The organism is Methanobacterium sp. (genome assembly GCF_038562635.1).
GTDB lineage: Archaea > Methanobacteriota > Methanobacteria > Methanobacteriales > Methanobacteriaceae > Methanobacterium_D.
In genome coordinates, this window is record NZ_JBCFBO010000001.1 from 929,520 (window position 1) to 946,543 (window position 17,024).

Below are 17,024 nucleotides of genomic sequence, written 5' to 3' on the forward strand. Positions count from 1 at the left end.
GACGTGCGGTAACTCACTTTCAGTTTTTGATGAGGATTGTAAAAAAAATCTAATATCATATTTGAAAATCATGGCTAATTTCAAGGTCAAAATGAACTTCAAAGCAAAGGTTTCATCTTGAAAAAAAAGTGTAAATAAGGTTTTTTAAGTAATAATTTCTAAAAAATATATGCTATTATTAATTTAGAGAGTAGAACTTAATCATTTTAAAAATAGGAATGATAATACCAAATTTAGTACACATTTAGTGTATATGCAGGGTGTATTTAATACTAATTATTTACAAAATAATATTAGATATCAGCTCAATAATTATGATAAGATCCGGAGATATATCCATGAGACTTTTACTTCAAAGCATTGGTTTTGTAAAGGAGAACAAATAAAAAAAAACAGTACACATGTGATAGTGAGAATATTTCTCCACCATTTCATAGAATTACAAATCAGATGACTTAAAAAATTTTGCAATTCTATGCGAAGACATCTATAAACATGATAAGAAATTTATTCACGAGATTATATTCAACATACCTGGAGATACCCTAGAGTTATTAACCGGATTTGCAGATTTAAGAGGATTACCAAAAGGAACAAAGGAAGCAAAAAACAGTTTGGTAAAATAAGTTATAATGGCCCATGTCCACCTGAAGGTGAAGAATACAGATATGTTTTTAGAATTTATGCACTGGACTCACTATTAGATCTAGAAAATGGAGTAGGTAAAGACCAGTTTTTAGATGCTATTCAAGGCCATATACTAAATAAAGGAGAATTAATGGAAGTTTATAAACAATAAACTAATTAGGGGGAAATAATATGGGAATCAATCTTATGAGTGATGTTTTTGAGGAAGGAGATATAATACCAACCATGCACACCTGCGACGATAAAAATATCTCACCCCCGCTTAGATGGGATTCACTGCCTGAACGCACCATGAGTTTTGCTATTTTATGTGAAGACCCAGATGCACCAAGGGGAACCTGGACTCACTGGATCATTTTTAATATACTTCCCAGTGTGATGGAACTTTCGGCAGGAATAAAAAATGAAGAAAAACTTTCAAACGGTATGACGCAGGGAATAAATGACTTTGGATACGCAGGTTATGGCGGCCCATGTCCTCCCGAAGGGGAAAAACATAGATATTTTTTCAGAATTTATGCACTGGATACCACTTTAAATCTAAGCCCAGGAGCTAATAGAAAAGAATTTTTAAGAGCTTTAAACGAAAATGTTCTGGATGAAGGGCAATTAATGGGGATTTATGGGAGATAATTATCTAATTTTTAATTAAATTTTTTTATTTATTTTGAGCATACACTATCTTTGAATAATCCTAAAAATTTAGTATATCTTAAAAAATAGCTATTTTTATATTGTTTGAGATTAAATTCCATATAATAATCATTTAAAAGAGGCATTCTTATGATGAGCTTACAAATATGGATTTTAATAGCAGCTATATGTTTTATTGGAGAATTGATAACCGCCGGATTTTTCATTTTATGGTTTGGAGTTGGAGCATCAGTGGCTGCAGTTCTCAGTTACCTTGGATTTTCTGAAACTACTCAATTTATTGCATTTATTTTAGTATCCATAATTCTTCTTGCCCTATCAAGACCTTTTGCTAAAAAAATTACACAAGGCATGCCCACTAAAAAAGCAGCTTCAGACAGGTTAATAGGTGAAAAAGGAGTAGTAATTGAAGATATATCTTTAAAAAATGGAGGAGTTGTAAGAATTAGTGGAGATACATGGAGAGCAATATCTGATCAGGAAATAAAAGAAGGAACCTCTATTTTAGTTGAAAAAATAGAAGGCGTGAAACTCATTGTGAAACCTGCAGCATAAACCATGCAACTAGTTTAATTTCTTTACAAAAAGATTATTTTATTGTTAGAATTCACCATATCACGAAATCAATACACTGATCAAAAGATTAATAAGTACTAATCCATTATTTTAACATGAATATTGTACACACTTAAAAAAATAGAAAGGAGAGTTAAAATGGATTTATTTTTGGCAATTTTAATTATTCTGGTCTTACTGGTTGTGGCATTTAAAGGTGTCAAAATTTTAAGGCCTTATGAAAAAGGGGTCGTTGAAAGACTTGGTAAATACAACCGAACTGTTGAAAGCGGACTTGTAATAGTCTTTCCATTTGTAGAGACCATTAGAAAAGTTGATTTAAGGGAACAGGTTGTAGATGTTCCTCCACAGGAAGTTATAACCAAAGATAACACAGTTGTTGTCGTGGACTGTGTAATCTTTTATGAAGTTGTAGATCCATTTAATGCAGTTTATAATGTCGTTAATTTTTATCAAGCCATTACTAAACTTGCACAAACAAATTTAAGGAATATAATTGGTGACTTAGAGCTTGACCAAACACTAACTTCTCGCGAGCAGATAAATTCCCAGCTAAGAGAAGTTTTAGATCTCGCAACTGATAAATGGGGTACACGGGTTGTTCGTGTTGAAATTCAAAAAATTGAACCTCCAAAAGATATTGTAGAGGCCATGTCCAAGCAGATGAAAGCTGAAAGGATGAAAAGAGCCGCCATTCTAGAAGCTGAAGGGTATAAACAATCTGAAATTAAAAAAGCAGAAGGGGATAAACAAGCAGCTATTCTTGAAGCTCAAGGTAAAGCTGAAGCTATTAAAGCAGTTGCAGACGCGGATAAATATCAAGAAATTGCAATTGCAGAAGGTGAAGCAAAGGCAATACTTACAGTATACGGAGCAATACATGAAGGAAATCCTACAAACGACCTTTTAGCTATTAAATACATGGAAGCGCTTCAAAAGGTTGCAGATGGAAAAGCAACAAAAATATTCCTGCCTCTTGAAACTTCAGGAGTTTTAGGATCAATAGCAGGTATTTCCGAACTCTTCAAAGAAAAAGATAAAGAAGATAAAGAAATACAGCCTATGAAAGTAAAAGTAAAAACAGATATTTAAAAAGTGCCAGGATAATCTATTATCCTGATTGTTTATTTTATTTTATTTAAAACATTGAACTGCGGTGGAAGAGGTCTTAACCTCGCTGGAGCACCTATTGCAAGATAAAATGGAGGAACATCACGGGTTACAATTGCACCTGCTGCAACCATAGCTCCTTCTCCTACTTCAACGCCAGATAAAAATGTTGAATTCGCTCCAATTGAAGCTCCATGTCTTATAACTGGACCTTTAAGATCATAATCAACCCTTATAGGGTACCTATCATTAGTAAAGCAGGCACATGGCCCGATAAATACGTAATCTTCTATTAAAGAATCTGTGGGGACATAAACATTTGATTGTATACTTACATTACTCCCTATCTTACAGTTTCCTTCCACAACTGTATTGGTTCCCACAAGAACATCATTACCTATGGTGGTTTTTTCTCTAATTAAAACATTATGTCCTGTTTTAAAATTACTGCCAATCTTAACATCGTCATATATAACTGTATTTGAACGGATGACAGAATTTTTGCCAATTACTGGAGATTTACTTCCTCGCCTATAGCTTAACCCAATTGTTGCACTATTTTGAATTCCAAAATTTTCATTTGGAGACCCTAAAAAGATACTTTTTAAGCCCTTCCCACGTAAATCTTTAAATATTGGCATAATTGTTCCTCCTTACTACGAATATAGCGAACTCTCAGTCTGTAAATTTACACCCGTAATCAGTTTATTCACTTAAATATTGTTTGCAGGCTCTTAGTTCAATGTTATACAAAAAATACATGATTTAAACATAAAAACTTAAACGTTTTATGCTTTAAAAAGATAGCTGCATTCTATATTTTGTACAAATAAGACCAGTAAACTAGGATAAAATTATTGAAATGTCAAAATAAATGATATACTGAAAATTTTTGGTTCGAGGACCTGCAATTTCTAGGGAATTAAATATTTATCATAACTATTATATAAATATATAATAAATGATTTTTATTATGCTGTCAAATATCTAATAGTATAATAATTATATAAAAAAGCATCTAAATAAATTTATAATTTATTAAAACAGGTTTTTTAAGCTTATTTTAATAAAAAAGGTTTTATAAAATTTTTCATATTAATCAAAGTTAGTTAAGCAGGATATTTTTTCATTTATAGATTTATACTCATCTTTGATAGATTCATTTTACACATTTATAAAGTATCAGTGTATTAAATAAGTTAAACAAAATTATCTGGACATATTTAAACTTAATCTGATACGTACATTACAGGAGGGCAAGCTTGAAATTTGAAAAAGAGAACATAATAAACCGTATATGCAGGATAAGGGAAGAAATAGGCCATGAGAATGTGAAACCTGCCATTAAAGATATAATATTTGATGAAAATACTGGTATTATGCTAATTATAACTGCAGATAGGCCTGAAAAATCCGTAGTAATAGGAAAAGGTGGATGGGTTGTTGGGAAACTTAAAGAAGAACTGAATATTAACTCCATTCACGTAGAAGCTTATCCAGATATATTACTTAAAGAATATAAAATGAAGTTAACACTTGAGAAGTTAGATGAAATATTAAAAACTGTAAAATTAGCAGATCCTAATCCACTTGAAAATTTGTATCATCTTTTAAACCAGAGAATTGAAAATATAACTGATTTTGATACTGTTTTAAAGGATTGGAATGTTAAAGAGTCTGAAAATAACAGAGCAGTGGTAGCACTGTCTGGAGGAGTAGACAGCAGCTTTTCGCTTATCATATCTAAGTTTATGGGATTTAACCCCATTGCAGTTACTGTTAACCCCGGAAATATAATTCTCCCACGATATTTTCAAAAAAATGTGGAAGCTTTAAGTGCTAAACTTAATGTAAAACATGTATATATCAACGTCGAAATTGATGACATTATTAATGATTCCCTTGAAGGTAGATTCCACCCCTGCGGAAGATGTTCCAAAGTTATTGAAGGGGCTGTTTTAGATTATGCAAAAGAAAATAAAATGGAATTTTTAATCTATGGAGATCTTCTATCAACTGGAAATCAATCCATAGTTTTAGGCGAAGATCTTATAAAAATAAATTTACCTGCAATGCTTTCTGCTACAAAGGGTGAAATAAAAAAATTGGCTTCCAAATATGATGTTTATAGAAAAGGAGGCTACGGCTGCCCACTTATAAATGAAGTACATAAAAAATATCCCCACATGAGAAAATTTTCTATACAAAGAGTGTTAAGGGAAACACGTGCCGGGATATTAGAACCAGGCGAAGCCCTTGAGATGATAATGAAGATCAAATAATTTTAAAAATAAAAAAATAGAATAGATACCGTGTCTAAGGTTTCCAAGTTATTTAATGACTTCTAATATTCCGTAAGCTATGAGGAAAATCCCAACTAGATAACTGAGAAGCGGTGGGAATATCAGTATAAGTATACCAAAGATTATCGCTATTATTCCAAGTATCTGAGGTTTTGCATCGGATTTCATGACTATTATATTTGTTATTAGATCATATATAACTTTTATTAATAAATAGTCAGAACTTTAACCCAAAGAATTTTTACAATAAATGGTTTGTTTCAATCATAAACTCAAAGATGAAAAATTAAAACGTTAAGATATACTTAGGGCTTAATGTAAATTCAAATATTAAAAGAAGGAGTTATATCCAAATAATATTTTTAAGATTTATTCTTGATAGTAAAATAAAACGTCGCCCCATTACCATATTCTGATTCAACCCACATTTTACCGCCGTGATTTTCAATGATTCTTTTAGAGATTGATAATCCAATTCCAGTTCCTTCATATTCTTCTCGAGTATGTAACCTCTGAAAGAGAGTAAAAATACGTTTAAAATACTGCTCTTCAATTCCAATGCCATTATCAGACACGCTGAAAACATGTTCTTTATTTTTTTCATCAAAATAAGTGGAAATATGTATCTGAGGGTCTTCATTTTCTTTTTTAAATTTTATAGCATTTTCAATTAGATTTTGGAATACTCTAAAGAGTTGACTTTCATCTGCAAACACGGTAGGAAGGTTTTCATAGGTAATTTGAGCTTTATTCTCCATAATCAGGAGATTTAAATTATCAAAAATATCAAGAAGCATATCCTCAATTTTTAATGGTTCACATTTTTTTTCTACCCTTGTCAACCGTGAATATTCAAGTAAATCAAGAATCATCTGTTTCATTCGTATTGATGCTTCAACTATATAATCAATGAACTCATCAGCATCGCTGTCAAGTTTATTTTTATAACGCCGCTCTAAAAGTTGAGTGAAGCTTGCAATGGTTCTAAGTGGCTCTTGAAGGTCATGAGAAGTAATGTAGGCAAACTGACGAAGTTCATCATTGGAACGCTTTAATTCTGTTATTAATTTCTTCATTTTTTCTTCAGTGACCAGCTTAGAAATTGTACTTCCTATTTCCCGCCCTATAGAATTAATGATATCTTTTTCTTTTTGAGTGAAATAATGCTCATTTTTGCTTAAAATATTAAAGGATCCTATAATTTTTTCTTTTGAATATATAGGAACTACAGCAAGTGATTTAAAAATTCCTGGTTTTAAATTTTCAATGGGAATTGCATCAAAATTGTTTACAAATAGTGACATGCCTTCTACATAAACCTGATTGAAAGGATATTCATTAATTTTAATAACCTCAACAGCATCTACTGGGCCCTTTGAATCTTCTTTAAAATGTTCCAATTTAGCTATTTCCGTTTTAAAATCAATTAAATATATTCCACCTGCTTCAAAACCCATAAATTCCAAAACAAGACTTAAAATATCTTTTAAAAGTGATTGAAGATTATCAGAACTGTTTGCAGTTATAATTACCCGGTTAAGCGTATCCAATTTTTTAAGGTTTTTCTCAATTTCTTTTTCAGCCATTTTAAGTTCTGTAATATCCTGATTCACGCCGTAAGTTTTAATGGTTCGACCTTCTGCGTCTTTTACAATCTCACAACGGACCAATATAAAACGTTTTTCACCATCAGCCCTTACGATTGAGTGTTCAGATTTTTTAGAAAAATGAGGATTGTCCGTTTCTAAAGTTTCAGCTATGCCTTCTACTACCATATGGGACTCTTCAGGAGGCAAGAACCTTTTGGCATATTCCTTAGAAGACATCTGAGATCCACCCTCACGGTCCACAGTAGTACCATACAACCTATAAAATTGATTATCAAAAGTATATAAATCCAAATCAACATCATATTCCCAATGTACTAACTTAGCCATATCCATAGCAATTTTAAGTCGAGCTTCACTTTCACGCAGGGCATCTATAGCTGTTTTTTTATCAGTAATGTCCAGAAGAGATGCTAAACTTTTTTTAGTCCCAGATATCACATCCATAGTTGTTAAAACATTTTTAATATTACCATACCTGTCAACAAATTTGAATTCATATTTTTTTGGAGGCATATTCTGATTAATTCGTCTGAAATTATGGTATTCTTCCATTTTTTTTAGATACTCAGGAGCTACAAATTCTTTCCAGCTTTTTATACCTTCTATTTCCTCTTTTGAGTATCCACAAATCTTTTCAAACTCTGCATTCACAAGAGATATAATGGTATCTTCTTCAACAATAAATGTCGCCGCTCCAGTATTCTCAAATATGGCTTTATAATAAGATTCTGACTTTTTAATTGCATTTTCAGCCTCTTTAAGCTCAGTAACATCCCTAATAACAGCTACAAGATACTTTTCTCCAGAATCATCCGAGTATAAAGTCTTTTTAGTGACTAAAGTATGCACTTTACCTTCAGAATCTGTAACTTCTTCTTCATTTACATTTTCAATACCTGTTTTAAACACTTCTTCGTCTTTATCCCAGAAGATACTTGCTTCATGTGCAGGTAAAAAGTCATAATCCGATTTTCCTAAAAGTTCTTCCCGAGGGTATCCCATTAATTTACAGAAAGCATCATTTAAAAGTATCCACCGATGCCGTTTATCTTTAACAAAAACAGGGTCAGCAATCGAGTTTATAATTTTATCCAGAAAGTTTCTTGATTTTGTAAGGGCCTTTTCAGTATTTTTACGCTCAATAATTTCCTTTTTTAATTCCTCATTAGATTTTATAAGTTCTCGAGTCCGTTCCTTAACTTTTAACTCTAAGTTAGTCTTTGCGATTTTAAGTTCTTTCAAAAGCAAAGACTTTGCTTTTGATGCCGTAGGAAATGTAATTTCCTCGGCCCCGAATACAAAGTATTCAAGGACCTCAAACACTTTGTGTTTGAAGTTTTCTTCCATCCTTTTTTGTTCTGTAACGTCATGCACTATACCTACAACTATACTTCTATTATTTGCTTTGATAAGAAAATGCCTTACCTGTACAACTTTTTTTGAACCATCTGCATTTTTAATCGTTCCTTCAAATAATTTACCGGATAATTTGTGATTTTTACAATCACCGAATTCAATTATATCCTTTTCAAAGTGATTATACGGGTTATGAGAATTTTTTTCAATGTATAACTCATCAGGCATGTTCCACATCTTTTTTCCAAGAATATACTCTCCTTTAAACCCCGTAATTTTCTCCATTCCATGATTCCACTCAATTATTGATCCATTTTCATCAATAAGAGCTATACCATCATAGGACTGCTCTACAATACCCCTAAACTTCTCTTCACTCTTTTTAAGCTCTTCTTGAATGCTTTCTTTCTTTTCTAATTCAATTTGCAGACTTTTATTGGCTATCTTCAATTTCATTTCCATCTTATGCCTGTAAAGAGCATGATATATAGTTATTCTCAATTCTTCATCGTTAAATGGTTTGATAATATATCCATAATGTTCTGTTAATTTAGCCCTTTCAACCAGTATTTCATCGCTGTGGGCTGTTAAGTATATAACTGGAATATCAAAATCATTTTGTAATTGCTTTGCAATTTCAATTCCATCTATATCTTCATTGAGGTTAATATCCATTAAAATTAAATCAGGTTTATACTCTGCTACCTCTTGAAAGATATTTTTAATAGACAGCACAATTAAAGGGTTTTCATATCCCCAATTTTCTAACAGGTTCTTAATATTTAAAGCTGTAATTCCTTCATCTTCCACAATCAATATTTTTGACATGGAATTACCCCTTTCTACTTACTTTCCATTAAATTAAAATTCATATGGTATATCTCTATTAAATCATTATAGTTATGTTTTTTTATTTAACCGGATTAAAAATATTTATAATACTATTTATAAATTAAATCTTATTAATTTAGGCCATTGTATAAATATTATAACCAAATTTCTTAAATATCTTATAAAAGGGTAAATAATATTTAAATTTAAATTTAAACTCGCTCATTTACACAAATTATAAATTAAAATAGATATATTCCAAATCAATCCCCTATTATAAATTCTAAAAAAGTTAAAAGATATAAAATAAAAAATACAGATAATTATAAAATTAACTAGATATTTTACAGACATTACAATTCATAGAAGACATATAATTAAAAAATAAACAACCTATACTTCTAAGATTATGATATGATTTAATTTTAATCATATTAAGACTTCAAAACCCATGTATTTAAACTTAAGATTTAATAGATTCAGTAATGAATGGTATCGTAAAATAAAAGATAGAACCACTACCTGCTTCTGATTCCACCCACATTCTACCGCCGTGCCTTTCGATAATTCGTTTAGAAATGGATAATCCAATTCCAGTTCCTTCGTATTCAACACTGGTATGCAACCTTTTAAACACTTCAAATATTCTGTTAAAGTACTGAGGTTCTATTCCTATTCCATTATCTGCAACTGAAAAAATATATTCATTTTCGCCTCCAAAGGCAGAAATATGGACTCTAGGATATGCATCGTCCTTTTTAAACTTTATAGCATTGCTAATTAAATTTTGAAAAAGCTGAATAAGCTGACCTTCGTCTGCAACAACTGCAGGAAGCTTATCATGAGTAACTGTAACGTTATTCTCTTTAATTGCAGCATTTAAATTATACAAAACTATCTCAAGAAGTTCTTCAGTATTCGTTGACTTCAATTCTCCCCCCTTTGTACCAACACGAGAATAATAAAGTAAACCCTGGATCATATCCTTCATACGTACGGCAGCCTCAACTATAAAATCAATGAATTCATCGGCATCATCATCCAGTTTATTTCTGTAGCGTCTTTCAATTAATTGAGTATAACTGGCAATGGTTCTAAGCGGCTCCTGAAGGTCATGGGAGGTGATATATGCAAACTGCTGTAATTCATAATTAGAACGTTCAAGTTCTTCTATGATCTCCTTAAGTTTCTCTTCTGCTTGTTTTCTTTCTGTGATATCACGTGCAGCAGCAAAAACACCGATGATATCATCAGACTCATCACGATAGACCGATGAATTATATAAAACCGGAGTTATATGTCCTTTTCTATGTTTGATTTCAAGCGCGTAGTTAAACACTTTTTCATCCTGAAAAACCTGCTGGTAAACTTCTCTAGCCTTTTCAGGTTCAGTAAAATAATCTGAAAAATCAGTGCCAATAAGTTCATCCCTAGAATAACCCGTGATTAACTCGGTAGAATAATTTACATCATTAATCTTTCCATCAGGGCCAATAGTAACCAGAGGATCTAAACTAGCTTCGATCAAACTACGATTATACATATTTGCCAGTTTAAGCTCTTCTTCTGCCCTTTTTCGTTCAGTTATATCTCGACCAATAGTTGAAATAGCAACAAGCTCTCCTGAAGTATCAAAAACTGGGGAAAGTGTTATTGAAACATTAATCAAACTGTTATCTTTTCTCAGCCTTAAAGTCTCATAATGTCGGATTCTTTCTCCATCTTTAATCTTTTCAATTAATCTTTTTGTTTCTCCATTAAAGATATCTGATTCTAAGATAGAAATAGATTTTCCGATTATTTCATCAGCTGCATATCCATAAATCCGTTCTGCTCCATTATTCCAGCTTATAACAGTACCGTCAAAGGATTTAGTTATGATAGCATCGTCAGATGACTCAACAATATTTGCAAATATCTGAATTTTCTCTTCAGCTTTTTTACGTTCAATTGAATATTTAATAGAACGTTCTAACAACGTACTTTCTACCTGTCCCTTAACAAGATAATCTTGAGCGCCCATCTTAACCGCATTAATTCCAGTCTTCCCATCAGTTAATCCAGTTAAAATTATAATAGGAGTTTCATGACATTTTTTATTTACCTCAATAAACGTTTCAATACCATCACTATCTGGAAGGCCAAGATCTAACAATATTACATCAAATGAATGGAATTTAAGGGATTTCAGGCCTTCATTTAATGTTTCAACGTTTTTAAGTTCATATGAAAAATCAGTAGATTCCTCAAGCATAAACTCAATTAAGCCAGTATCTCCAGGATTATCTTCAAAGAGTAGTATTTTAATAGTTTCAGTGTTATCCATAGGTTTAAACCATCCTTCCATGACTAAGCATTGCCCTTTGAAGGTAACTTTACTATATCCAGCCAGAAATTTTCTATAGACTTAATTACTCTTATAAATTGATCAAAATCAACAGGTTTGGTTATATATGAATTAGCATGAAGATTATATGATTTAAGTATATCTTCCTCCGCTTTAGAAGTGGTTAAAATAACTACAGGTATTCTTTTAAGCTTATTATCTTCTTTTATTTCTTTAAGAACTTCACGTCCATCTTTTCCAGGCAAATTCAAATCTAAAAGTATTATATCTGGACTTGAAACATTTGAAAACTTTCCTTTCTTATGTAAAAATAACATAGCTTCTTCCCCATCTTCTGCAATATTAAGATTATTCATAATTTTTGCTTCCTGGAAAACTTCTTCTACCAGTCCGACATCGCCTTCATTATCTTCTACTAAAAGAATTTCTATTTGTTTAACTGTCTGATTTGTCGTTACATCTTGTTTAATTGTCATTTATAACACCTTTTTGTAAATAGAAAAATTTTAAATATATTAAAATTACTAATTTTTGATATTGTCTACAGGTAGAATGAAATAAAAAATAGAACCTTTAGCCGGTTCTGATTCTACCCACATATATCCTCCATGCCGTTCTACTATTTTTTTACAAATTGAAAGCCCAATTCCTGTTCCAGGATAATCTCTTCGTTTATGTAATCTTTTGAAAACTTCAAAGATCCTTTCACCGTGTTTTGGATCAATTCCAATTCCATTGTCAGCAACTGAAAATACCCAGTTGTCATCTTCTTTTCGAGCTGAAATAGTAATTTTTGGTGTTTTTTCACTGTGGAATTTTATAGCATTGCTGATTAAATTCTGGAATACCTGAGCTAACTGAGTAGAATCAACCATTATAGTTGGTAAATGATCATGAGATATAACAGCCCCACTTTCTTTTATAGATATTTCCAAATTAGATAAAACTTGATTTAAAACCAATTCACAGTCGGTGGATTCAAATTCTTTGGCCCTCGTGGTCACTCTAGAGAATTCTAAAAGATCATTTATTAAATTCTGCATACGTGAAGCGCCGTCTACTGCAAAATCAATGTATTTATCAGCTTTATCATCAAGTTCGCCGTAATATCTCCTTTGTAAAAGCTGCAAATAACTTCCAATCATCCTTAAAGGTTCCTGTAAATCGTGGGATGACACATAAGCAAACTGCTCCAGTTCTGCATTTGAACGGGCAAGCTCTTCTATTTTCAGTTTTAACAGTTTTTCAGCTTTTTTACGTTCAGTTATATCACGTGCTGCTGCAAAAACACCGATTACATTTCCAGATTCATCTTCATAGACTGAAGCGTTATATAAAACAGGAGTTATGTGTCCCTTTTTATGCTTGATCTCAAGGGGATAATCAATTATCCACCTATCTTTAAACACCTGCTTGTATCCTTCCCTTGCTTTTTCAGGTTCAGTGAAATAATCTGAAAAATCAGTACCAATAAGTTCATCTCGAGCGCGACCAGTAACTGCCTCTGTAGCGCCATTTACATCGGTAATCTTCCCATCGGGACCAATAGTAACAAATGGGTCTAAACTGGTTTCAATTAGATTACGGTTATATTTACCTGCAGATTCAAGCTCTTCTTCCATTTTTTTACGATCAGTAATATCTGTATCAGTCATCAAAACAGAATTCGGATCTCCATTTTCATCCCGTTCCAATACCCACCTGCTTGATACAGTGATTTTGGTGCCGTCATGTTTGGTACGTACTAATTCACCGTTCCATTGATTTTTAGTGGATATATGTTTATCTATATCCTCTAAAGGTTCAGGAAATTCAGTTTGAAGCAGTTCATAAACGATATTATCCAAAGCTTCTCTTTGAGTCCAACCATACATCTTTTCAGCACCGTTATTCCAGTATAAAATCTTCCCATCCATATCACGAACAATTATAGCATCGTGAGTAATATTAATTAATTCAGCCTGCCTCTTAATCTCGTTTTCTGCCTGTTTAATTTCTGTAATGTCACGTGCAGCAGCAAAAACGCCGATTACGTCCCCATCTTCATTTCGGTAAACTGATGCATTGTATAAAACAGGAGTCACATTCCCCTCTTTATTTTTAATTTCCAATGGATAATCAAATATCCAACCTTCTCGAAATACCTCTTTATATCCATTTCTAGCTTTTTCAGGTTCAGTGAAATAATCTGAAAAATCAGTTCCTATTATCTCATCTCTAGAATATCCAGTTACCCTTTCTGTAGAATAATTTACATCAGTAATTTTACCATCAGGACCAATAGTAACTAAAGGATCAAGATTAGCCTCGATTAAACTACGATTATAATTATTAGCAAATTTCAGAGACTCATAAGCTTTTTCTAGCTCCAATGTACGTTCTTTAACTTGAATTTCCAGATTATCACGTGCCTCCTTCAATTCAGCCTCGGCTTGCTCACGTGATATACGCAATCGGATTACATTTATTCCATAAGCAAGGTTTTCAGCTACTTCTGTCAGCAGTTTAACCTCATCATCTGAAAAGGAATCAAGTTCTGTTGAATAAATAGTCAATGCACCAAAGACTCTCCCATACATCTTCAAAGGTAGAACCAGTGAAGATGCATAACCCCTTTCAATTGCATTTTCACGCCACGGGCCAAATTTTGGATCTGCATACATATTTTTACAGGCACTTGGTTTTCCGGTACGAATGGCAGTTCCTGTTGGACCAATGCCGCGTTCAGTATCTGCCCACGTAATATCTAATGTTTCAAGATACCCTTCTTCAAATCCAGAATATGCTACTGGTCGAACAGTTTTAGCTTCATCTTCATCAGCATAACCTACCCATACCATGGAATGACCACAATCTTCCACAATAATTCGGCATACATCTTCAAGGTACCCCAATTCATCTTTAGCGCGTATCATAGCCTGACTACTATTACCAAGTGCCATATATGCTTTATTAAGCCTGTAAAGTTCTTTTTCCTTTCTTTTACGCTCGTTAATATCACGTGCAACATGAACGCTTCCCTGAAGCCTTCCTTCTGTATCATAGAGCGGTGAAGCACTTACAAGAAAATCACCGCCCAAATTGTCTTCACAGATTTCTTCGGTATGCTCACTTCCATCCCCAAGTAATTGTTTATGCGGGCAAAAAGAAGGTGGTTCGCAAGTTCCATGGATAATCTCATAACAAGTCATGCCAACACACTCTTCAGGCGTTATACCAAATTTATCTGCCATAGCCTTATTTGCACGAACAACTTTATATTCAGTGTCCAATATAGCTATTAAATCAGGTACGGCCTCAAAAGTATGTTCCCACTCTTTCTTAACTTGAATAGCAGCTTCTTCACTTTCTTTTAAAATACGATTTGAAATGAGCCTATTCATGGCAATTGCAATTTGATCCGCAACAGCTTTCATTAAATCCAGTTCCTCATGGGCAAATTTGGTACGTGACCCCGTACCAAATGAAAGTGTACCAATGCTTGAACCATCAATCATTAAAGGATGACATGCATATGCCTGTACACCATACCCTTTTACCAAATCTGTCCTTGTATCTGGTGTTTCAAGGATATTTTCAGAGATTATTCTGCGTGATTCAAGGGCTGCACATCCACAGACAGCTACTCCATAATCTAACCATTCAATTCTCTTTGCTTCTTCTTCAGGGATTCCAGAATAAGCATTTAAATGTAAGCATCCCTTCTCTTCATCCACTAAATAATTGAAAAATACATCGCATTCTAAAAATTCCATGGTTTTATAACACAGGTCATCGATGATATCCTGTGGGTTTTCACTTGTCAACAGCCTGCTGGAAATTTCTGCTAAAAGTTCATTACGCCTTTGATTCCATAAAATCAATTCTTCTGCCTTTTTTTGTTCAGTGATATCTGTATTTGTACCAAACCAGCGCTGGATATTACCCTGTTCATCACGGATTGGTATTACTCTTGTAAGGAACCAATGATATTTACCGTCTTTACCTCTTAAAGGAAATATGTTATCATATGGCTTTCCTTCCTTAATACTTACAGACCATTCTTCAGTTACTGTATCGATGTAATCCGGGTGATGTACCGTCTGCCAACCCCATCCCTGCATTTCCTCCAGGGTTGCACCAGTATAATCGTACCACTGCTGATTATACCAGAATATCCATCCTTCTGCATTTGCCATCCATGCAAGGTTCGGAATATTGTCTGCAAGAGCACGGAAACGTTTTTCACTCTCCAGTAATGATTTATTAATTTGTAGCAGTTCATCTCCCTGCTGCCTGAGCTCTTCATTAGCAGCTTGAAGTTCTTCTGCGGTATCCTGCAGCTCCTCATTGGAAACCTGTAGTTCTTCAGTTGTAGCTTGAAGTTCTTCATTGGCAACTTGAAGCTCCTCGGTAGTAACCTGCAATTCTTCATTTAACACTTCTAACTCTTCAGCAAACTGTTGTGTTCGCTCTAAAAGCTCTTGTTTCTGCTTTTCTACCTTTTTTCTCTCTGTTATATCTTTAGCAATAGTTGAAATAGCGGCCAGTTCTCCAGAAGTGCTGAAAACAGGTGAAAGTGTTACTGAAATATTTATCAGTTCACCATTTTTTTTTAACCGTAGTGTCTCGTAGTGATCAACTTTTTCTCCATTTTTAATTTTATTAATCAATTTTTTTGTTTCTCTGCGAAGTCTAGGTGGTTCCAATATTGAAATGGGTTTCCCCATAACTTCTCTAGCAGAATAACCGTAAATTTGTTCTGCTCCCCTATTCCAGCTTATAATGGTCCCATCAAATGATTTAGTTATAATAGCATCATCTGAGGATTCCACAACGTTTGCTAATCTTTGAATGTTTTCTTTTGCTTTTTTATCCTCATTGATATTACGGGCAATATGAACACTTCCCAGCACATTTCCAGAATCATTTTTTATGGGGGATGCAGTAACAAGAAAATGGCCGCCTAAATTTTCATCAGTTATTTCATGACTGTGCTCATGACAATCCTGCATCATTTTCGCATGAGGACAATCATGAATTGGAGATTTAATACCGTGAACAACTTCAAAACATTTTAATCCAGAACATGGATCCATAGAGGCATTTAATATCTCCACCATTGGTTTATTTGCCCAAATAACGTTGAATTCAGTATCTAAAATAGTTATAAGATCTGGTGACGAATCTAAAACAGATTTCCATCCTTCAATATTTCCTAAAAAAGATTTAATGAATTTTTCTTTAGGGTTCATGTTATATCCTGTCATTTAAGTTTTGTAGATTACATAAATTAACTGCAAATATTTTTTACCAAAATAAGATTAAAACTAGTATTTCCAGTAATCAGTAGATAGTTATTAAAATGCATTATTTATCCATTTTAACTTTTTCTATGACGCTTTATCCTCCAAGTCAGAGACTTTAAAGGTTTTGCTCCCAAATATTTATTTATAGATTTTTTATCTAAATTAAATCCAAGAAGTATAACTTTTTTGTATTCATTATCTCTATAAAATTTATGTATAATTGGAATATCTTTCCATAAATAATTTGTGAAATTAAACTGTGTGTAAATTCAGTTATTGATAAAATTAGTATGTATTTAAG

10 protein-coding genes are annotated in these 17,024 nt (G+C 32.8%); 4 read left to right on the forward strand and 6 right to left on the reverse strand.

Going from position 1 to position 17,024, the window contains the following annotated elements; translation table 11 throughout:
* Positions 1-819: 819 nt before the first annotated feature.
* The 3 genes from AAGU07_RS04580 to AAGU07_RS04590 all read left to right on the forward strand — a co-directional run bounded on the left by AAGU07_RS04580 (position 820) and on the right by AAGU07_RS04590 (position 2,970).
* Positions 820-1,281 (forward strand): YbhB/YbcL family Raf kinase inhibitor-like protein, encoded by a 462-nt coding sequence (locus AAGU07_RS04580; protein WP_342457992.1) that lies wholly within the window; start codon positions 820-822, stop codon positions 1,279-1,281.
* Between the two features lie 150 nt (positions 1,282-1,431).
* Positions 1,432-1,857 carry an NfeD family protein gene (locus AAGU07_RS04585; RefSeq protein ID WP_342457993.1) on the forward strand — a complete coding sequence of 142 codons (426 nt, stop codon included), beginning with the start codon at positions 1,432-1,434 and terminating at the stop codon, positions 1,855-1,857.
* Positions 1,858-2,016: 159 nt separating this feature from the next.
* Complete coding sequence (locus tag AAGU07_RS04590; RefSeq protein WP_069582922.1) at positions 2,017-2,970, forward strand: SPFH domain-containing protein; 954 nt, start codon at positions 2,017-2,019, stop codon at positions 2,968-2,970.
* A 32-nt stretch (positions 2,971-3,002) separates the two neighbouring features.
* Here AAGU07_RS04590 and AAGU07_RS04595 read toward each other — a convergent pair whose 3' ends face one another.
* Positions 3,003-3,629, reverse strand: a complete 627-nt coding sequence (locus tag AAGU07_RS04595) for a DapH/DapD/GlmU-related protein (protein WP_342457994.1) — start codon at positions 3,627-3,629, stop codon at positions 3,003-3,005.
* A gap of 621 nt (positions 3,630-4,250) precedes the next feature.
* On the opposite strand from AAGU07_RS04595, the gene AAGU07_RS04600 reads away from it, so the two are divergent.
* Positions 4,251-5,270 carry an ATPase gene (locus AAGU07_RS04600; protein WP_342457995.1) on the forward strand — a complete coding sequence of 340 codons (1,020 nt, stop codon included), beginning with the start codon at positions 4,251-4,253 and terminating at the stop codon, positions 5,268-5,270.
* A 48-nt stretch (positions 5,271-5,318) separates the two neighbouring features.
* Here AAGU07_RS04600 and AAGU07_RS04605 read toward each other — a convergent pair whose 3' ends face one another.
* From AAGU07_RS04605 to AAGU07_RS04625, 5 genes are all read right to left on the reverse strand, one after another.
* The gene (locus AAGU07_RS04605; protein WP_157197516.1) at positions 5,319-5,459 is read right to left on the reverse strand and encodes a DUF3096 domain-containing protein; all 141 of its coding nucleotides are present in this window, start codon (positions 5,457-5,459) and stop codon (positions 5,319-5,321) included.
* A gap of 194 nt (positions 5,460-5,653) precedes the next feature.
* On the reverse strand, positions 5,654-9,085 hold the full coding sequence (locus AAGU07_RS04610; protein ID WP_342457996.1) for a PAS domain S-box protein: 3,432 nt from the start codon (positions 9,083-9,085) through the stop codon (positions 5,654-5,656).
* 466 nt (positions 9,086-9,551) lie between these two features.
* The gene (locus tag AAGU07_RS04615; protein WP_342457997.1) at positions 9,552-11,414 is read right to left on the reverse strand and encodes a PAS domain S-box protein; all 1,863 of its coding nucleotides are present in this window, start codon (positions 11,412-11,414) and stop codon (positions 9,552-9,554) included.
* A gap of 23 nt (positions 11,415-11,437) precedes the next feature.
* The gene (locus AAGU07_RS04620) at positions 11,438-11,911 is read right to left on the reverse strand and encodes a response regulator (RefSeq protein ID WP_342457998.1); all 474 of its coding nucleotides are present in this window, start codon (positions 11,909-11,911) and stop codon (positions 11,438-11,440) included.
* 48 nt (positions 11,912-11,959) lie between these two features.
* Positions 11,960-16,669, reverse strand: a complete 4,710-nt coding sequence (locus AAGU07_RS04625; RefSeq protein WP_342457999.1) for a PAS domain S-box protein — start codon at positions 16,667-16,669, stop codon at positions 11,960-11,962.
* Between the last annotated feature and the right edge of the window lie 355 nt (positions 16,670-17,024).